The sequence below is a fragment of the Pseudomonas sp. FBCC-B545 genome (genome assembly GCF_059134095.1).
Genome location: NZ_CP101441.1, coordinates 705,616 through 723,326, shown reverse-complemented (window position 1 = coordinate 723,326; position 17,711 = coordinate 705,616). Strand labels below are relative to the sequence as shown.

Here is a 17,711-nt window from a genome sequence, read left to right as displayed (position 1 = left end):
TTGCCCGCGTCATCCAGGAGACACTGTATGGCAAGCTTTTCCCACGCGGTGGGTGCCCTCACCTACCGCTTCGACGACCTCAAGGACGTGATGGCCAAGGCCAGCCCCGCCCGCTCCGGGGACTTCCTCGCCGGTGTCGCCGCACAGAACGACGGTGAACGGGTGGCGGCGCAGATGGCGCTGGCGAATATCCCGCTCAAGCACTTCCTGCAGGAGGTGCTGATCCCCTATGAAAGCGATGAAGTCACCCGGCTGATCATCGACACCCACGATAAACAGGCGTTTGCGCCGGTCAGCCACCTCACCGTCGGCGGCCTGCGCGACTGGCTGCTTAGTGATGCCGCCGATGAACACGCCCTGCGTGCATTGGCGCCAGGGCTGACCCCGGAAATGGCCGCCGCCGTGTCCAAGATCATGCGCGTGCAGGACCTTGTGCTGGTGGCGCAAAAGATCCGCGTGGTTACCCAGTTTCGCGGCACCATGGGATTGCGCGGGCGCCTGTCCACACGCTTGCAGCCCAACCACCCCACCGATGAACCGGCAGGCATCGCCGCGAGCATTCTCGACGGCCTGCTCTACGGCAACGGCGACGCCATGATCGGCATCAACCCGGCCACCGACAGCATCGCCTCGATCTGCGCCATGCTGGAGATGCTCGACGCGATCATCCAGCGCTACGAAATCCCCACCCAGGCCTGCGTGCTGACCCACGTCACCACTTCCATCGAGGCGATCAACCGGGGCGTGCCCCTGGACCTGGTGTTCCAGTCGATTGCCGGCACCGAGGCGGCCAACGCCAGTTTCGGCATCAGCCTGAGCGTGCTGCAGGAAGGTTACGACGCCGGCCTGAGCCTCAAGCGCGGCACCCTGGGGCAGAACCTGATGTACTTCGAAACCGGCCAGGGCAGCGCCTTGTCGGCCAATGCGCATTTTGGCGTCGACCAGCAAACCTGTGAAACCCGCGCCTACGCCGTGGCGCGGCACTTCAAGCCATTTTTGGTGAACACCGTGGTCGGCTTTATCGGCCCGGAGTACCTCTACAACGGCAAGCAGATCATTCGTGCCGGCCTCGAAGACCACTTTTGCGGCAAGCTGCTCGGCGTGCCCATGGGTTGCGATATCTGCTACACCAACCACGCCGAAGCCGACCAGGACGACATGGACACCCTGCTGACCCTGCTGGGCGTGGCCGGTATCAACTTCATCATGGGCATTCCCGGTTCCGACGACATCATGCTCAACTACCAGACCACCTCGTTCCACGACGCTCTGTACGCCCGTCAGACCTTGGGTTTAAAACCGGCGCCGGAGTTTGAACAGTGGCTGGCGAAAATGGGCATCTTCACGCAAGAAGGCGGCAAGGTGCACTTCGGCAACAGCCTGCCACCGGCGTTTCGCCATGCCTTGGCGCAACTGGGATGAAGGAGCCGACCGTGCAACCAGAATTGCCTGACAACCCGTGGCTGGAACTGCGCCGCCTGACCCCGGCGCGCATCGCATTGGGCCGCACTGGCACCAGCATTCCCACCAGCGCCCAGCTGGACTTCCAGTTTGCCCACGCCCAGGCGCGGGATGCGGTGCACCTGCCCTTCGATCACGCCGGGCTCAGCAGCCAATTCGCCGAACGCGGCCGTGACAGCCTGCTGCTGCACAGCGCCGCCCCCGACCGGCATATATACCTGCAACGCCCGGACCTTGGACGGCGCCTGAGTGATGAGTCGGCCCAGGCTTTGCGCGACTACGCCTTGGCGCATCCCGGTGGGGTGGACTTGGCGATTGTGGTGGCCGATGGGCTGTCGGCGCTGGCGGTGCATAAACATACCGCGCCATTTCTGGCACGCCTGGAAGAACAGACCCATGTCGAAGGCTGGTCCTTGTCACCGGTAATTCTGGTGGAACAAGGCCGCGTAGCGGTGGCCGACGAGATCGGGCAACTGCTCGGGGCAAAAATGGTAGTGATCCTTATCGGCGAACGCCCGGGGCTCAGTTCGCCGGACAGTCTGGGCCTGTATTTCACCTACAACCCCAAGGTCGGCCTCACCGACGCCTATCGCAACTGCATCTCCAATGTACGGCTAGAAGGCTTGAGCTATGGCATGGCGGCCCATCGCCTGCTGTACCTGATGCGCGAGGCGTGTCGCCGGCAGTTGTCGGGGGTCAATCTCAAGGACGAGGCACAGGTTCAGACCCTCGAAACCGACGATCCGGACCTGATGAAGGGCAATTTCCTGCTCAGCCCACCGGCTGACCGATAGCCGCACGATTGCGCTTTTTGGCGGCATTAGGCAGCATCAAGCCACGGCCGCTCGCGTGGTCATACCCCATTAGGAAGTTGAGGCCTGGCATGCGGATTACTCAAGCGACCCTGGAACACCTGGACCTGCTGACCCCGTTGTTCGTCAAATACCGCGAGTTCTTTGGGGCCCTGCCGTTCCCGGACTCATCCCGGGCCTTCCTGGAAAAGCGCCTGCGGCGCAAGGAGTCAGTCATCTACCTGGCCCTGGCCGACGATGATGACAAGCGACTGCTGGGGTTCTGCCAGCTGTATCCGAGCTTTTCCTCGCTGTCGCTCAAACGGGTGTGGATCCTCAACGACATCTACGTGGCCGAGGATGCGCGTCGGCAACTGGTGGCCGACAACCTGATGCGCACCGCCAAAAAGATGGCCAAGGAAACCCATGCCGTACGCTTGCGGGTCTCCACCAGCAGCGACAATGACGTGGCGCAGAAGACCTATGAATCCATCGGTTTTCGTGAAGACACCGAATTCAAGAACTACGTACTGCCGATCAACGAAGACTGATCCACCCCCCCAAACACCTCAGACCCCCTGTGGGAGGGGGCTTGCCCCCGATTACGGTGGGTCAGGCGCAGATTGGTTACCTGACACCCCGCCATCGGCAGCAAGCCCCTCCCACAAAAAACCAAGCCCAACCGCTTCACACTTTCACGACACTCCCCGCTACAAAAGCCGCACGCTTTTCACCATTCAATCCGTATAATGCCGACCTTTCAGGGCCGTAAGAATCGCGACAACTATTTGTAGCCTTATTGCCCGAGCTTCCGCACAGGCCTGCTGAGCCGGGCCGTTCACACAGGTGCCATCCATGGATTTCAACCCGCTCGACCTTATCCTGCATCTCGACGTCTACCTCGACATGCTGGTAACCAATTACGGTCCGTGGATCTACGCCATTCTGTTCCTGGTTATTTTTTGCGAAACCGGCCTGGTAGTCATGCCCTTCCTGCCGGGTGATTCCCTGCTGTTTATCGCCGGTGCCGTAGCAGCCGGTGGCGGCATGGACCCAGTACTGCTGGCCGGCCTGTTGATGCTGGCGGCGATCCTCGGTGACAGCACCAACTACGTCATAGGCCGAACGGTCGGCGAGCGCTTGTTCAGCAACCCGAACTCCAAGATCTTCCGTCGCGACTACCTGCAAAAAACCCACGATTTCTACGACAAGCACGGCGGCAAGACCGTAACCCTGGCGCGCTTCCTGCCGATCCTGCGGACCTTCGCACCGTTCGTCGCCGGCATCGCCAAAATGCCCTATCCGCGCTTCTTCGGTTTCAGCGTGCTGGGCACCATCCTCTGGGTCGGCGGCCTGGTGACCCTGGGCTACTTCTTCGGCAACGTGCCGTTTATCAAGAAAAACCTCTCGCTGCTGGTGGTGTTCATCATCCTGCTGTCCCTGGTGCCGATGATCATTGGCGTGGTGCGCAGCCGCTTTGGCCGCACCTCCTCCGAAGCCAACCCGCACTGACCGGCAATGTGGTCCCTCAGCGCCTGGCGTCGCCGGCGCCTGCTGGCCAAGCACCCGATTGCCGATGACACCTGGCAGCGGGTGCGCCAGCACCTGACCTTCCTCGACGGCATCAGCGCCGAGCAAGACCAGTGGCTGCGCGAAGCCTGCGTGATCTTCCTCGCCGAAAAACACCTCACCGCCCTGCCCGGCGTCGAACTGCACCAGGAACAACGCCTGCTGCTCGCCGCCCAGGCGCAATTGCCGCTGATGAACCTGGGCGATCTCGACTGGTACCAGGGCTTTCATGAAATCGTGCTATACCCCGACGACTTCCTCAGCCCGCAACGCCATCGCGACGCCAGCGGCGTCGAGCACGAGTGGGACGGTGAACACAGCGGCGAAGCCTGGCAACAAGGCCCGGTCATCCTGGCCTGGCCCGGCGTACTCGCCAGCGGTCAATGGGAAGGCTACAACCTGGTCATCCACGAACTGGCCCACAAGCTGGACATGCTCAACGGCGACGCCAACGGCCTGCCGCCCCTGCACCACGACATGCGCGTACAGGAATGGGCCAGCGTGATGCAAAGCGCCTTCGATGACCTCAACCGCCAACTCGACGCCAACCCGGACGCCGAGACAGAAATAGACCCCTACGCCGCGGAAAACCCGGCGGAATTCTTTGCCGTTACCAGCGAGTATTTCTTCAGTGCCCCGGATTTGCTGGCCGACAGTTATCCACAGGTGTACTCCCAACTCAGCCGCTTTTACCGCCAGGATCCCCTGGCGCGCCTGACCCAACTGCAAGCCCACGACCCGCGCTACCAGCCACACGGCGAATGACCGTACGACGCTTGGCGCATGGCATCGGCGTCAGAATATGCCTATAATCGCCGCCACTTTTAGGCCAATCCGGCCATGTCATATGGCCAACTACGGGGGCAACGCCCAATGAGCTACAGCAAGATTCCGGCTGGCAAAGACCTGCCGAACGACATCTACGTCGCGATCGAAATTCCGGCCAACCACGCGCCGATCAAATACGAAATCGACAAAGACAGCGACTGCCTGTTCGTTGACCGTTTCATGGCCACCCCGATGTTCTACCCGGCCAACTACGGTTTCATCCCCAACACCCTGGCTGACGACGGCGACCCCCTCGACGTGCTGGTCGTGACCCCTTACCCGGTTACCCCAGGCTCGGTCATCCGCGCACGCCCAGTCGGCATCCTGAACATGACCGACGACGGCGGCGGCGATGCCAAAGTCATCGCAGTGCCACACGACAAGCTGTCCCAGCTGTACGTGGACGTGAAGGAATACACCGACCTGCCGCCACTGCTGCTGGAACAGATCAAGCACTTCTTCGAGAACTACAAAGACCTCGAAAAAGGCAAATGGGTAAAGATTGACGGTTGGGGCAACGCAGAAGCCGCCCGCGCCGAGATCATGAAGTCGGTTGCCGCCTACAAAGGCTGATACCCGCGCTTCATTGCCACGGCAAATAAAAAAGCCCCGTTAATTCGGGGTTTTTTTATGGGCAAGATTAAACATAAAGTTCAATGTTTATTTAATGGCGTTTAACTAAGCGCCACACCTGAAAAACCAAGCCACAACTAAGCCAAATCCTACATATGCAATTCAACGCATGGTTTATTTGATTAGTTTTTCCGGCCAGTAAACTCTGCGTTTATGAATACATCAGGTGATCGTTTAAAAGCGCTACTTCGGGAAGTTCATCTTTCCGCCTCCGACTTTGCCAAGAACCGCGGCGTCACGCCTCAACACGTGAACAACTGGTTCAAGCGCGGAGTTCCCATGGGCCGACTCAACGAGATCGCAGAACTGCTCTGCGTCTCCAGTCGCTGGCTGCACGACGGCCGAGGCCCCAAACATCCGCCTGCCAACTACCTGTTGGAAGGCCCCACCGCAAGGATTGCAGCCACCCGCGAAGACACTGGCAAATACCTCACAGGCCCCGCCTGCCGCCCGGAAAAAACCGACGTGGAGATCGCCCTCCACCCCACATTCACCTCAACCGAACGCATCCGCATCTCGCTGCATACCCTCGAAACCCTCAACGTCAAACCCGACCGCGCGGTAGGCGCCTACATGGTCGACAACAGCATGATCGACATCATCCAACAAGGCGCCACCCTCGCCATCGACCGAGGCCGCACCCAAATCATCGACGGCGAAATCTACGCCGTCGAACACGACGGCATGCTACGCATCAAATACCTCTACAACCGCCCCGGCGGCGGCCTGCGCATGCGCAGCCACAACGCCGCCGAACACCCGGACGAATATCTGAACCACGAAGAACGCTTCGAACAAAGCTTCAAGATCATCGGCTGGGTATTCTGGTGGTCCACCCTTAACAACCGCCGCCCACCCGTACCGCTGGATGAACACCTGCTGGGCTGGGAAGGCTCTAAATCGGAACCGGAGGTGGGCAACTGAAGTGAATGTGGGTAGAATGCGCCGCACATTTGGCAGGGGGATGGCTTAGCTATCTGCCCTGCCAGGCGATGCGGAGGAGTTCCCGCAGATGCCCCTACTATTCAGCCAGACGCGATGTTGGCTGAGCGATTTGAAGGCTGGTGAGGTTTGTCAAAAACAAGCTGAGGCAGTCCCCGAGAAGCCGGCCACAAGCCGGCTTTTTAATGCCCCCCCTTAAACATCAATCACGTAGCCTTAAAGATCCACTCTGCGCTCCCTGAACATGTCTCTGGTGCAATAGGCAGCCATTCAAAGGCCAGTGGGCTCCAGCAATATCAAAATGACTCGACGCAATTTAGGTGTATTACCCCTTCTTCATTGCTTCACCCAAATAATCAGCAACCTGATCGATATCTAACATGTCGCCAACAGCGACACGAGGATGAAACATGTCGCAAAAATACAAAAATAACGACACGTTATGCACGCGGGCTTACACTAGCGACATGACAAGGGCGCTTATAAAAGCGGCCTCACCTTTAATTGGACGTCCTAGTGAGCGTGCGCCCATGACTAACCCCCAGCGGCCTTGGCAGGCGGATAGACCCTATAACCAGCTTCCACCCTTGCCGCCAAAGGCTGAACTGGAAACCCGAGCAGTCCTCAAACGCTGCATCGAAGCTCGAGCAGCCTTGGCCGAATTGAAACAAGCAGCCGAGCTGATTCCTAACCAAACGATGCTGATCAATACGATCCCGCTGCTGGAAGCCAAGGACAGCTCCGAGATCGAAAGTATTGTCACTACTACAGATTTACTCTTTCAGCATGCCCAGGATGGCGCCAATCATGCAGATCCCGCGACCAAAGAAGCCCTCCGGTACCGCAAGGCTCTACATAACGGTTTCCAGTCGCTGGCTGAACGTCCACTCTCTACCGGCACAGCAGTAGAGATCTGTCGAACGCTCAAGGGGGTAGACATGGACATCCGTCGAGTACCAGGCGTCCAGCTAGCCAATGATCGGACCGGAGAAATCATCTATACCCCACCAGAGGGCGAAGATCGCTTACGCGACTTGCTCGCCAACTGGGAACGTTTTCTACACAACGAGACAGACCTCGACCCGCTGGTTCGCATGGCTGTCGGGCACTATCAGTTCGAGGCTATTCATCCATTCACAGACGGCAATGGTCGTACCGGGCGCGTGCTAAACACCCTGTATCTGATCCAGGAAGGTCTGTTGAATCTACCGATTCTCTACCTTAGTCATTTCATCATTGCGCATAGAGCCGATTACTATCGACTACTGCTTGATGTCACACGCGAACAGGCCTGGGAGCCCTGGCTGCTGTACATGCTTACTGCCGTGGAAGAAACCGCTCGCTGGACCAGTGCCAAAATTGCCGCCATTCGCAGCCTGTCCGAGCACACCAGCCAATTTGTTCGCGAGCGTCTGCCGAAAACCTACTCACGCGAATTGGTGGACGTGATTTTTGAGCAGCCCTATTGCCGTATTAGCAACGTCGTCGACAAGCAGATCGCCCAGCGCCAGGCTGCTTCTCGCTACCTCAAAGAGCTGGTCTCCATTGATGTTCTGCAAGAGGTTCAGGTCGGAAAGGAAAAACTGTTCATTCATCCAAAGCTGATGCAGTTGCTGATTCGCGACGGCAACGAATTCAAGCCGTATTTCTGAGCCGAAATTAAGGAAATCGTGAATAAGTCGCCTGGACGATAAAAACGAACAGGCGACGTCATATCACCTAGGCTGCAAACACTCCACAGCCCGATCCGCCACCATCTTCGCCATCTCCACCAAATGCATCACCGCTCTCTGTGGCGCAGCCAGCGGTTCTCCGACCACCTGCGACGTAGCCACCGCACACTGCAGCAACTCCGCCACACGCACCCAAGCATCCTCGAAGCTCAACTCTTCATTAACAGTAAATGGGTTAGGCCCACGCGAAGAAGGCATATCTGAAACAACGTTTTCCATGGCACAACTCCAATTAAAAAGTGTGTACCAATCGACTCCGGGCGACTAAACCCGATCACTGAATAGACAGTGACAGTTCGCAGCCTAGTCACCCATTCCCGCTGGCGCAATGCAGTTTGGATTCTCTCGGAAACGTCCTGCAAATGAAAGCGATCAGCCCTGCTGGCCCTTTAAGCCGTCGCCTCAATCCAATATCAAATGCGGCAAAAACCGACTCGAATCCTTGGTAATCAAACTATCGTCCTCCCGCACGCCAATCCCCGCCGCTTGATCCCCAATCACCCAAGACCCAATCAACGTGTAGCTGTCCCCAAACCGTGGCAACGGCGCAAACTCCTGAAGAATAAATGGCGCATCCGTGTAGGGCCCGTCCTCTTTCACGATCAACCCATCAGCCGTTTGCAGTTCAATATTGGCGCCTTCCCGCGAGAAGAACGGCTTGCGTACCCAGCCCTTCGGCACGGCCTTGCCTGGGTCAGTATCCAGGTGCGACGCGAGCAAATTCGGGTGGCCTTTGTTGAACTCCCACAACAACGGCAGGATGCCTTTGTTGGAGAGGATAGACTTCCACGCCGGCTCGAAAAACTGCGTATCGCTCTCGGCAATGGCGGCGCCGAAGGGTTCGTGGAAGATGAACTCCCAGGCGTGCAGTTTGAACAGGTGGGGGATCCAGCGATCTTGTAGGTCGACGAAGCGGCCTTCGTTGGTCAGGCCGATGTCTTCGATGTCGATGTGGCGGGATTCGATGCCGACTTTTTCCGCGACCAGACGCAGGTAGTCGGTGGTGCCTTTGTCTTCGATGGAGTCTTTCATCGAGGCGAAGTAGAACGGCTGGTTGACCTGCAGTTGGGCGAAGGCCTGGTGCAGTTTGGTGTCGATGCTGTTGAATTGGTCGGCGTGTTTGGGCAGCAGGCCGCGTTCGATGCATTGCTCGAGCCAGCCCCACTGGAATGCCGCGGCCTCGTAGAGGCTGGTGGGGGTGTCGTAGTTGAGCTCGAGCAGTTTGGCGGGGCCGGTGCCGTTGTAGGAGAAGTCCATGCGCCCGTACAGGTGCGGGTGGCCTTCAAGCCATGAGGTGCGGATCATGTCGTAGAAAGGCGCGGGGATGCTCAGGCGTTCGAGCAGTTCTTCACTGTGGACCACGCGGGCCACGAGGTCCATGCACATGTCATGGATCTCGGTGGTGGGGTCTTCGAGGTCGCGCTCGATTTGCTGGAGCGTGAACTGGTAATACGCGCGCTCGTCCCAGTAGGGTTCGCCGTCGATGGTGTGGAACAGAAAGCCGAGGCTGTCGGCGGTCTGTTTCCAATCATGACGCTCTGCGCAGTGGATCTTCTTCATGCCTGCCTTCCTTAACTGCTCGACCCGCCGCCGCCCCAGCCGCTGCGGGCGCTGGCCTTGCTGCCGAAGCCGCCACGGGAGGTGGCCGAGGACACCGAGCTGGACTTGTTGGTGGAGCGCAGCGTGTTGGTGTAATTGCTGCTGCCGTACCGGGCCTGGTTGGAGCGGCCGAAGGTGGCCCCATTGGAGACGCGCTGGTTGAGCGTGGAGTTGCCGTAGTTGCCGCGATCATCGCGGTAGCGGTACACCGGCTCGGAACGGTAGCTGTTGCGATTGCTGCTCAGCATGTTGCCGATCAGCAGGCCGGTGAGCAGGCTGCTGGTGGAGAAACCCGAGCCACCGCCGCTTGCTTGGGCATTGGTCGCTTGGGCATTGGCGGCGTCGACCTGGGATTGAGTCACCTGGCCTTCGGCGGTCAGCTCAAAGCCGCCGAGCCTTGGGATGAACTTGCCGGTGGAGTCTTGCTGGCACCAGTCGGCGACGAAGTCAGCATCGCAATCGGCCTGGCTGTCGTACACCGGCGCAATGCGGCGATGCTCGGCCATGGCGGTCATGTAGGCGTCCGAGCAGACGTCTACCGGGAGTTTTTCATCGGCGCATTGCTGCACCGACTGGAAGTTGTACTTCTTCTGCAAATCGTAGGTTTTTTCCGTTGGCCCGCAGCCGGATATCGCCATGGCGACCGACGCTGCCAGCGACAGCTGGACGTACTTGCTTCGTTTCATCGAGAGCTCCGTGCGCAATCAGTTCGAGGTGGGCGTCATGCACGCGGCATTCAACATGCCGACGCTGATGGCCACGGCGGCCACGTAGATGCCGGCCGCAAGCTCGCCCTTTTTGATGCGCTCGGACGTGCCCTTGAGCACCAGGCTGGTCAGCAGAAAGGCCAACAGTTGGACGACGGCTGCAATCACCGCCCAGACCACAAAGTCGACGAGGCTGACCGAATAAGCAATCACGTTGCTGGCCGGAATGGCGAAGCCGACGATGGCACCGCCCAGGGCGACCGCTGCGGATGTGTTGCCCGCCCGGATCAGCTCGAATTCCTTGTGCGGGGTGATGCGGGTGTAGATGAACTGGAACAGCGCGAACAGTACCGCAGCCCCCAGGATGTAGAGGACAAAGCCGAACACGGCAGCTTTGTTCAGGGAAATGGAGAGAGCTTCTAGCATGGGATGCTTCCTTTTTTAGAGCGCAGTCAGATCGGTTGTGTACAGCGAAATGCCCAGCGACGTGCTCAGGCTGATGGTGCCTTCGGCGTCTTCTTCGACGGAAAACAGCAAAAACTCGCGGCGGTCGGTCAGGCCGGTGTCGCGTGCATATAGCATCGAACGGTGCTCAATGCTGTAGGCCGCCTCCGGGCTGACGATTTGTTCGCTCATTGCTACCAATTCGGTCTGGCCGTCTTCGCTGCCCCACTCACGGAAGAACTCGACGCCGTCATGGGTGTAGGTCGGCAACCCGATCAGGCTCTGTGGGCCCGCCAGCCGGCGCAGTTCCGCTTCACTGCTGACGGTGACGTTACTGAGGTAGTTGAACAGGATCACCGACTCGACCTGCCCGGCGATGTCACCCGTGGTGTGCACCTGCAGCCAATAGTCTTCGTCGTTCATGTAATAGCGCGACAGCCAGGTCGACTGCCCGAGGTCAACGGTGCCGTTGGCCCAGATTTCCTGGGAACCGGGTATTACCACCGAGGTTTTCTCATCGAGCAACAGTTTCAGGCTCGTGTCGAACATCAGACCTTTGCCCGGTGCCAGGCCCAATGGCCCGGTGACCGGCAGTGCCTGGCTGGTCGGCGCTTTCGAGTCAGTAGTGGCGTTCGGAGCTTCGAGCCCCATCAGTTGTTTAAACCATCCCATGGGAGATTTCCTTGAGCCGGGTGGAGGCGATATAGAAGAGTTCACCGCCCTCGACGCGGGTGGCGCTCGGCGGGTTGATCGCGGGTTGCTGGGCATCTTTGGCGCGATAGCCGATAAGGGTGGCGTTGTGCTGTTCTTTCAGTCGGGTATACAGCTCGCCAAACGTGGCCTCAAAGGCCTCGGGCAGTTTCATCAGGTATTGGGTGGCACCCTGCCCCACGCACAGCAGTTCATTGATGACCACTGATGAACCGGGGTCCTGGGAGGCACGCACCAGCATTTCAATCGCCATGCTTGAGGTGCATTCCAGGCGGGGTGCGTAGGAACTGGCGAGTGCGGCGATTTCACTTTCGTTGAAGTGGGCGACCACATGCCCGACGGGGCTTAATTGATTGACCGCCAGTACCGTAGCCAGGGTCAGGTCGTCAGATGGGGTTCGCACCAGCACACGTTCGGCACCGGGAACACCGGCACGCAGCAGCAACGCGGTGGAGGACAGGCTCTCACCGCGGATGAACGCCGCTTTGCCCGGCATCGGGTTTTCTTCGAGGGTGCAGTCGCAAATCACGATCAGGTTGTCGTTGGAGGTTTCATCTTGCAGCAACAACTCGATGACCCGCTCACTGGATGCGCCCTCCCAGCCGATCAGCACGGTATGGCCGGCCTTGCCGGTGAAATCGCCTTTGCCCTTCATGCCTTTTCTCCATGCATCGATGACACTGCTGGTGGTTTTGCCGATGGCGGCCGTGAGCAGCGCAATGCCGCCGAGCATGACCCAGGCTGCCACGAATATCCGCCCCACCGCGGTCTGCGGTGCGAGATCGCCATAGCCGACGGTCAGTGTGGTGGTCAGATAAAAGTAAATAAAGGTTGCGGGGGCGGTGAGGTGTTGCTCGCCCAGGAACACCAGGCCCAGATAAGCCACGCCCAGGTGTACGCCCAAGGCAACGACCAGGCATGCCCAGCCGAAGCGGTGAAAGAGGGACGAAGCGTACCGGCGCAATAAAAGAAAGATCGACATTTCATCCCTGGTTCCGTGGGTACTGGGTTCCTGACGAGGCGCTCGCCTCGGCATTTGGATGCTTAAGTGCGCTCACCCGGCATTAAACCTGCTGCGCGGTGCAGAGAGAAGTACCTTGGCGGCAATAAACCCGGCGAACGCGCCGAAGAGGTGACCTTCGAAGGAGACTCCCTGCCGGGGCAGGAAGCCAAGGATCAGGCCGCCATACAGTACCGCCACCACACCGGCGGTTATCAGGTTGCTCCAGCTTCTGTGGAACCAGGCGCGCGCTAGCAGGTAAGCCCATAGCCCGAATACCCAGCCGCTGGCGCCGACGTGAATGCCTGCAAAACCGAACAGCCAGACCAACGCGCCACCCAGCAGAATCACGATTGCGCTGACGGCAATAAAGCGGTGGAGTCCGTCGAGGATAACCAGGGTGCCCAGGACCAGAAAGGCAATCAGGTTTGCGCTCAGGTGGGCAAAGGACGCGTGCAGAAACGGTGAGGTGAGGATGCCGAACAGGCCGTGCAGCGTTCTCGGGACCAGGCCGAAGGCCATGAGGCTGTAACCGGTCGCTACATTGAGCAGTTGCAGCGCGACCATCAAGAGGGCCAGGCCTGCGATTGTCTTGAAACCCTTCAAGGCGTCCATCCTCACCTCGGCATAAAAAAGAAGGGCAGAAATGCCCTCCTCCTTTCGGCGACGTTGCTTACTCGGCCGACTTTTGCTTCAGACGCTCAAGAATCGCATTGGCGCTGCCTTCGTTCGGCGTGATGCCAGCGTCGCGCAGTTTGCGTTCCAGGTCAGTACCCGTCGACGCCTCAGCCAGTTCGTCCTGGGCTTGCAATTCAGCGGCGCGTTGCTGCTGCTTGGCCTGTAAGCGATTCAGCGTACCGACAGCGGTTTCCAGCTTGCCGTTGGCACCGCCGCTGGCAATGGATGCGCTGACCTGGGCCTTTTGCACGCTGTCGCGAGCCTTGGCCATGTCCACTTGCTGGCGCAGGCTTTTGATCCGGCTCTCGGCCTTGGTGATGTCCTTGCGCATGCTCTCGGCGTAGCCACCGAACTCGGCGGTCTGCTTTTGCTCGACGTCCCGCTCGTTGGTCAGGGTCGAAATGGCTTCGGCGACTTCCAGGGCCAGGTCTTCACGGTTGGCCTGGATCGCGGCCATCGCCTTGGTCTCCAGGTCTTTGATCTTGGCGTCGTACTCGCCGACACGATCAGCGGCCAGTTTGTGCTTGGCCATGATGCTGACCAGCTCACGCTTGGCATTGGCCAGGGCGCTGTCAGCATCGCGGATTTCCTGGTCCAGGATGCGCAGGGCCTGTTGGTCGACGATCGATTCGCCGACTTCATTGGCACCGCCACGCAGCGCGGTGAACAATTTGCTCCAGATGGACTGAGTCATTAGGTTTTCCCGAATAATTAGTTGAAGAAACGTTCGAAGGCTTCGCTGGCGCGCTGCACGTTGTCGACCAGGGTTTTCACCTCGGTCACGATGTTGGTCAGGCTGGAGTCGGAGCTGAGCGCACCGAACATGTTGTAGACCACCTGCCCGTTGGGCATGGACTCGATGCCGATGGAAGACAACGGGAACATCTCCCGGCTGCGCAGCACCGCGTCGTTGAACTTGGCGACATCGTTGATGGACTCGACGTCGACCAGCACGGTGTCCACGATGATCTGCTCGCCCACCACTGCGATGTAAATCGGCAGGCCCCCGAAGTCGTTCATTTCCAGCTTGATGCTGGACTCGGAGCCTTGGACGAGGGAAAGCGTAATGTCTTTGGACGTCACTTCATCCAGGGCCTGCAGCGCACTGAAGAGGCGATCGATGTTCCAGTTGGTACCTGCGCTCATGAAATTCTCCGACATGAATGAGCCAGCCAGAATCGGTTGGCGAAGCTGTTTCTCCATCTGCTTGAGCAAGCTTCGGTTTTCGGGAAGCACCCAAGCCTCGTGTTTCACATAACCGGCGGCCGCCAGGCCCGCGCGCATCTGCTTCATGTAAAAGCTCGATGGCTTTTTCGCAGACTGTTTCAAGCGCTCTCCCTGAAGGCTGGCTGAATCGGTATCGGGCCCTGCAGCAGGGCTCGATGGAGAGCTGCTTTTCATCGTACTGACCTCGCTGTGAAAAACTCACGCGTGAGAAAATCTACAGGCAATGTTCGTTGCACTCAATAGCTCACGCGTGAGATTTTTCCGAAGCTGTTTCCGCCCATGGACAAGACCATATCTTGTGAGTGACCAGGTATTGTCTCTTCTGAGTTGACGGTATTACCTATTCCAGCCGATTTATCCCCCATTACCCACCCATTAATCTGTGCCCATGTTGAACGCAACGCCCAACCAACCTAAACAAAAAAGGATTCAACCATGAGCACTGCAACCTACAACCGCTTGAACAAAGACGACGCCATCGTACTGCTGGTCGACCACCAGACCGGCCTGATCTCCCTCGTGCAAGACTTCTCCCCCAACGAGTTCAAGAACAACGTGCTGGCCCTGGCGGACCTGGCCAAGTTCTTCAACCTGCCGACCATCCTCACCACCAGCTTCGAGCAAGGCCCGAATGGCCCGCTGGTGCCGGAGTTGAAGGAGATGTTCCCGGACGCGCCGTACATCGCCCGTCCTGGCCAGATCAACGCGTGGGACAACGAAGACTTCGTCAAGGCTATCAAGGCTACCGGGCGCAGGCAGATCATCATTGCCGGCGTGGTGACGGATGTGTGCGTGGCGTTCCCGACCTTGTCGGCGCTGGCGGAAGGCTTTGAAGTGTTTGTGGTGACGGATGCGTCTGGCACCTTCAATACCACGGTGCAGCAGGCGGCGTGGAGCCGGATGACCCAGGCCGGTGCGCAGTTGATGAACTGGTTCTCGGTGGCCTGTGAGCTGCACCGCGACTGGCGCAACGACATTGAAGGCCTGGGGAATCTGTTGTCCCAGCGCATTCCTAACTATCGCAATTTGATGAATGGCTATGCGGCGCTGACTGCACAGCAGAAGTAAGCCAGCCGAGTGTGACGATAAGCCTGCCCTGAGAAGCAGGCTTTCGGTGTTTGAGCCGGTCCTACCCCGCCAACTCTCGCTCAATCTGTTCAATGCTGGGCAAACTGGCTTGCAGCTCTGCCGGCAAAGACTCCACCAATTGATATTCCGCCACGCCGATAGGCCGGTTGTTATCGCGCAGTGCATATTCAGCCACCACCTCATTTTTCCCCTTGCACAACAACAGGCCGATGGTCGGGCCATCCTGTGGGTGCTTCAGCTCGGCATCCACAGCTGCGAGATAGAAGCTCAACTTGCCCAGATGCTCGGGCTTGAACTTGCCCGCCTTGAGTTCGATCACCACGTAGCAACGCAGCTTCAGGTGATAGAACAACAAGTCAACGAAGAACTCATCACCGCCCACATTCAGCAGCACTTGCCGGCCAACGAAGGCAAAGCCTGCGCCCAACTCCAATAAGAAGTCAGTGACATGCTTGATCAAGGCGTTTTCGATATCACGCTCTTGTGCATTCAGGCCCAGGCTGAGGAAGTCAAAGCGGTAAGGGTCCTTGAGGGATTCGCGGGCCAGGTCGGATTGAGCTTTGGGCAGGTGGCTTTCGAAGTTGCTGACTGCTTTGCCACTGCGCTCCAGCAGGCGGTTTTCAATGTGCATTACCAGCGTGCTGCGCGACCAGTTGTGTTTGATCGTTTGGGTGATGTACCAACGACGCGTTTCGGGGCCGGGAAGTTTGTCCAATAGCGCGATCTGATGGTACCAAGGCAATTGTGCAAGCACCCCTTGCACAAATTCCGCATCCGGCCACGCCTCGGCAAAAGCGCGCATGTACTTGAGATTGCGCGGCGAAAAACCCTTGATGTCGGGAAAAGCCGCGCGCAGATCTTGCGCAAGGCGGTCGATCACTTTGCTCCCCCAGCCTTGATCGTTTTGACGGGTCAGAATATCGCGGCCGATCTGCCAGTAGAGCAGCACCAGCTCACGATTGACCGCGATTGACGCGCGCTGCTGTGCGTTATGGATACGGCCCTTGAGGTCTGTCAGCCAATCGCTGTAGCCCTCGGGAGGCGCGGACAGCCCGATAGCGGTTTCGCTCATGCCTTTTTACTCTTGTGTTTTCAGCAGGCTAGTCAGGCCATCGTGCCGTCACAAGGGTTCATGAATACTCCAGGAAGGGTCCTGCGCACCTTACGGAACGGTCCTGCTGGCACTGGCTGTGGCCCTTGACTCTCCCCTATACGGCACACCCTACCCTGAACGCCCCTTTCAGGAGCCTTCTGCATGAGTCAGCGCATCCTGGTCATTCTCGGCCACCCGTCCACCGATAGTTTTTGTTCAGCCCTCGCGCAGACCTATATCCACGCCGCGAAAACGGCGGGTCACGACGTACGCGTCCTACGTCTGGGTGACCTCAGGTTCGACCCCATCCTTCACCACGGTTATACCCAGGTCCAAGCGCTGGAGCCCGACCTGCTCAGCGCCCAAGCCGACATCCTTTGGGCCGAGCACCTCACATGGGTTTTCCCTGTTTGGTGGGGTGGTATCCCGGCCTTGATGAAAGGCTTCATCGACCGTGTTTTCCTACCCGGCTTCGCCTTCAAATACCGCGCAGGCAAGGCATTCCCTGACAAGCTGCTAAAGGGCCGAACCGCGCACTTGCTAGTGACCCTGGACACGCCGGCGTGGTATTACCGCTGGGTCTACCGCATGCCGGCCATCCACCAGATGCGTCGCACCACGCTGGCGCTGTGCGGCATCACGCCGAGCAAGACCCTGCTGTTCGGGCCGGTGCTGGGCGCTACGCTGACGCAGCGGGCCAAGTGGCTGAAACAGGCCGGCGCATTATTTGAGAAAGGGAATTTTCATGTACATCGGCAAAGCCGCGCAGTTGTCCGGCACGACCATCAAGGCGATTCGTCACTATGAGGCGATTGGATTGATGCCCGAGCCTCAACGCCAGGGCGGCTACCGCGTTTATACGGCGCAGAGCGTGGAGCGATTGACCTTTATCAAATGCGCCCAGCAGCTGGGGTTCAAACTCAAGGAGTTGCAGGAGATTTTGCTGGGGTACGACGGTGACGCCCTTCCCTGGGACCGGGCGGACCAAGCCATCGCCAACAAAAAGCGCGCACTGGCCGCGCAGATCGCCGTGTTGCAACGGATGCAGGCGGGCTTGATTGAGTTTGAAACCCAACTGAAAGACGCACAAGGGCACTGTTCGTCAATCAGCAGCGTCGCCATTTGACGCAGCCTTTACGCATGAGTTGGCGCTGACTTTTACGGGCCCCTTGTAAGGGCAATCTGATTTTCCAAACCGTTCATCCA

At 58.8% G+C, this 17,711-nt stretch carries 21 protein-coding genes; 11 read left to right on the top strand and 10 right to left on the bottom strand.

Annotated elements, in window-relative coordinates; translation table 11 throughout:
* The first annotated feature begins 27 nt into the window (after positions 1-27).
* From NMB39_RS03415 to fic, 8 genes are all read left to right on the top strand, one after another.
* Positions 28-1,422, top strand: coding sequence for an ethanolamine ammonia-lyase subunit EutB (locus NMB39_RS03415; protein WP_046069707.1), 1,395 nt, complete (start codon positions 28-30; stop codon positions 1,420-1,422).
* Positions 1,419-2,255, top strand: coding sequence for an ethanolamine ammonia-lyase subunit EutC (eutC, locus tag NMB39_RS03410; protein WP_494339630.1), 837 nt, complete (start codon positions 1,419-1,421; stop codon positions 2,253-2,255). Before NMB39_RS03415 ends, eutC begins: the two co-directional genes overlap by 4 nt.
* An 89-nt stretch (positions 2,256-2,344) precedes the next feature.
* On the top strand, positions 2,345-2,803 hold the full coding sequence (locus NMB39_RS03405; RefSeq protein ID WP_494339631.1) for a GNAT family N-acetyltransferase: 459 nt from the start codon (positions 2,345-2,347) through the stop codon (positions 2,801-2,803).
* Between the two features lie 304 nt (positions 2,804-3,107).
* Positions 3,108-3,764, top strand: a complete 657-nt coding sequence (locus NMB39_RS03400; protein ID WP_046069710.1) for a DedA family protein — start codon at positions 3,108-3,110, stop codon at positions 3,762-3,764.
* Between the two features lie 6 nt (positions 3,765-3,770).
* A complete protein-coding gene (locus NMB39_RS03395) occupies positions 3,771-4,586 on the top strand; it encodes a M90 family metallopeptidase (RefSeq protein ID WP_494339632.1) in 816 nt (271 codons plus the stop codon).
* Positions 4,587-4,694: 108 nt separating this feature from the next.
* Positions 4,695-5,222: an inorganic diphosphatase gene (gene ppa / locus NMB39_RS03390; RefSeq protein ID WP_005791810.1), complete on the top strand. Its 528-nt coding sequence runs from the start codon at positions 4,695-4,697 to the stop codon at positions 5,220-5,222.
* Between the two features lie 213 nt (positions 5,223-5,435).
* Entirely contained in the window at positions 5,436-6,206 is a 771-nt protein-coding gene (locus NMB39_RS03385; RefSeq protein WP_043048022.1) for a LexA family transcriptional regulator, read from the top strand.
* A 548-nt stretch (positions 6,207-6,754) separates the two neighbouring features.
* The gene (gene fic, locus NMB39_RS03380; protein ID WP_005791814.1) at positions 6,755-7,876 is read left to right on the top strand and encodes a protein adenylyltransferase Fic; all 1,122 of its coding nucleotides are present in this window, start codon (positions 6,755-6,757) and stop codon (positions 7,874-7,876) included.
* 63 nt (positions 7,877-7,939) lie between these two features.
* Here the strand turns inward: fic and NMB39_RS03375 are convergent, their stop codons facing one another.
* From NMB39_RS03375 to NMB39_RS03335, 9 genes are all read right to left on the bottom strand, one after another.
* Positions 7,940-8,176, bottom strand: coding sequence for a hypothetical protein (locus NMB39_RS03375; protein WP_057024436.1), 237 nt, complete (start codon positions 8,174-8,176; stop codon positions 7,940-7,942).
* 183 nt (positions 8,177-8,359) lie between these two features.
* Entirely contained in the window at positions 8,360-9,517 is a 1,158-nt protein-coding gene (locus NMB39_RS03370; protein WP_057012897.1) for a glutathionylspermidine synthase family protein, read from the bottom strand.
* Between the two features lie 11 nt (positions 9,518-9,528).
* Complete coding sequence (locus tag NMB39_RS03365; RefSeq protein WP_046069718.1) at positions 9,529-10,242, bottom strand: DUF1190 domain-containing protein; 714 nt, start codon at positions 10,240-10,242, stop codon at positions 9,529-9,531.
* A gap of 18 nt (positions 10,243-10,260) precedes the next feature.
* Positions 10,261-10,689, bottom strand: coding sequence for a DUF350 domain-containing protein (locus NMB39_RS03360; protein WP_046069719.1), 429 nt, complete (start codon positions 10,687-10,689; stop codon positions 10,261-10,263).
* Positions 10,690-10,704: 15 nt separating this feature from the next.
* On the bottom strand, positions 10,705-11,379 hold the full coding sequence (locus tag NMB39_RS03355; RefSeq protein WP_057024433.1) for a DUF2491 family protein: 675 nt from the start codon (positions 11,377-11,379) through the stop codon (positions 10,705-10,707).
* A complete protein-coding gene (locus NMB39_RS03350; protein ID WP_494339633.1) occupies positions 11,366-12,400 on the bottom strand; it encodes an ion channel in 1,035 nt (344 codons plus the stop codon). The genes NMB39_RS03355 and NMB39_RS03350 overlap by 14 nt, the downstream gene beginning before the upstream one ends.
* Positions 12,401-12,472: 72 nt before the next feature.
* The gene (locus NMB39_RS03345) at positions 12,473-13,033 is read right to left on the bottom strand and encodes a rhomboid family intramembrane serine protease (protein WP_057024431.1); all 561 of its coding nucleotides are present in this window, start codon (positions 13,031-13,033) and stop codon (positions 12,473-12,475) included.
* Between the two features lie 58 nt (positions 13,034-13,091).
* The gene (locus NMB39_RS03340) at positions 13,092-13,790 is read right to left on the bottom strand and encodes a PspA/IM30 family protein (RefSeq protein ID WP_043048039.1); all 699 of its coding nucleotides are present in this window, start codon (positions 13,788-13,790) and stop codon (positions 13,092-13,094) included.
* Between the two features lie 17 nt (positions 13,791-13,807).
* Positions 13,808-14,389 carry a YjfI family protein gene (locus NMB39_RS03335; protein WP_043048040.1) on the bottom strand — a complete coding sequence of 194 codons (582 nt, stop codon included), beginning with the start codon at positions 14,387-14,389 and terminating at the stop codon, positions 13,808-13,810.
* Between the two features lie 369 nt (positions 14,390-14,758).
* Between NMB39_RS03335 and ycaC the strand changes: the two genes are divergently transcribed.
* On the top strand, positions 14,759-15,391 hold the full coding sequence (gene ycaC / locus NMB39_RS03330) for an isochorismate family cysteine hydrolase YcaC (protein WP_057024430.1): 633 nt from the start codon (positions 14,759-14,761) through the stop codon (positions 15,389-15,391).
* A 61-nt stretch (positions 15,392-15,452) separates the two neighbouring features.
* On the opposite strand, the gene NMB39_RS03325 is transcribed toward ycaC, so the two are convergent.
* Positions 15,453-16,484 carry a PDDEXK nuclease domain-containing protein gene (locus tag NMB39_RS03325; protein WP_057024429.1) on the bottom strand — a complete coding sequence of 344 codons (1,032 nt, stop codon included), beginning with the start codon at positions 16,482-16,484 and terminating at the stop codon, positions 15,453-15,455.
* 183 nt (positions 16,485-16,667) lie between these two features.
* Between NMB39_RS03325 and NMB39_RS03320 the strand changes: the two genes are divergently transcribed.
* Both NMB39_RS03320 and NMB39_RS03315 read left to right on the top strand, forming a co-directional pair.
* The gene (locus NMB39_RS03320) at positions 16,668-17,312 is read left to right on the top strand and encodes an NAD(P)H-dependent oxidoreductase (protein WP_057024428.1); all 645 of its coding nucleotides are present in this window, start codon (positions 16,668-16,670) and stop codon (positions 17,310-17,312) included.
* Positions 17,251-17,631 carry a MerR family transcriptional regulator gene (locus tag NMB39_RS03315; RefSeq protein ID WP_082636703.1) on the top strand — a complete coding sequence of 127 codons (381 nt, stop codon included), beginning with the start codon at positions 17,251-17,253 and terminating at the stop codon, positions 17,629-17,631. The genes NMB39_RS03320 and NMB39_RS03315 overlap by 62 nt, the downstream gene beginning before the upstream one ends.
* The last annotated feature ends 80 nt before the right edge of the window (positions 17,632-17,711 follow it).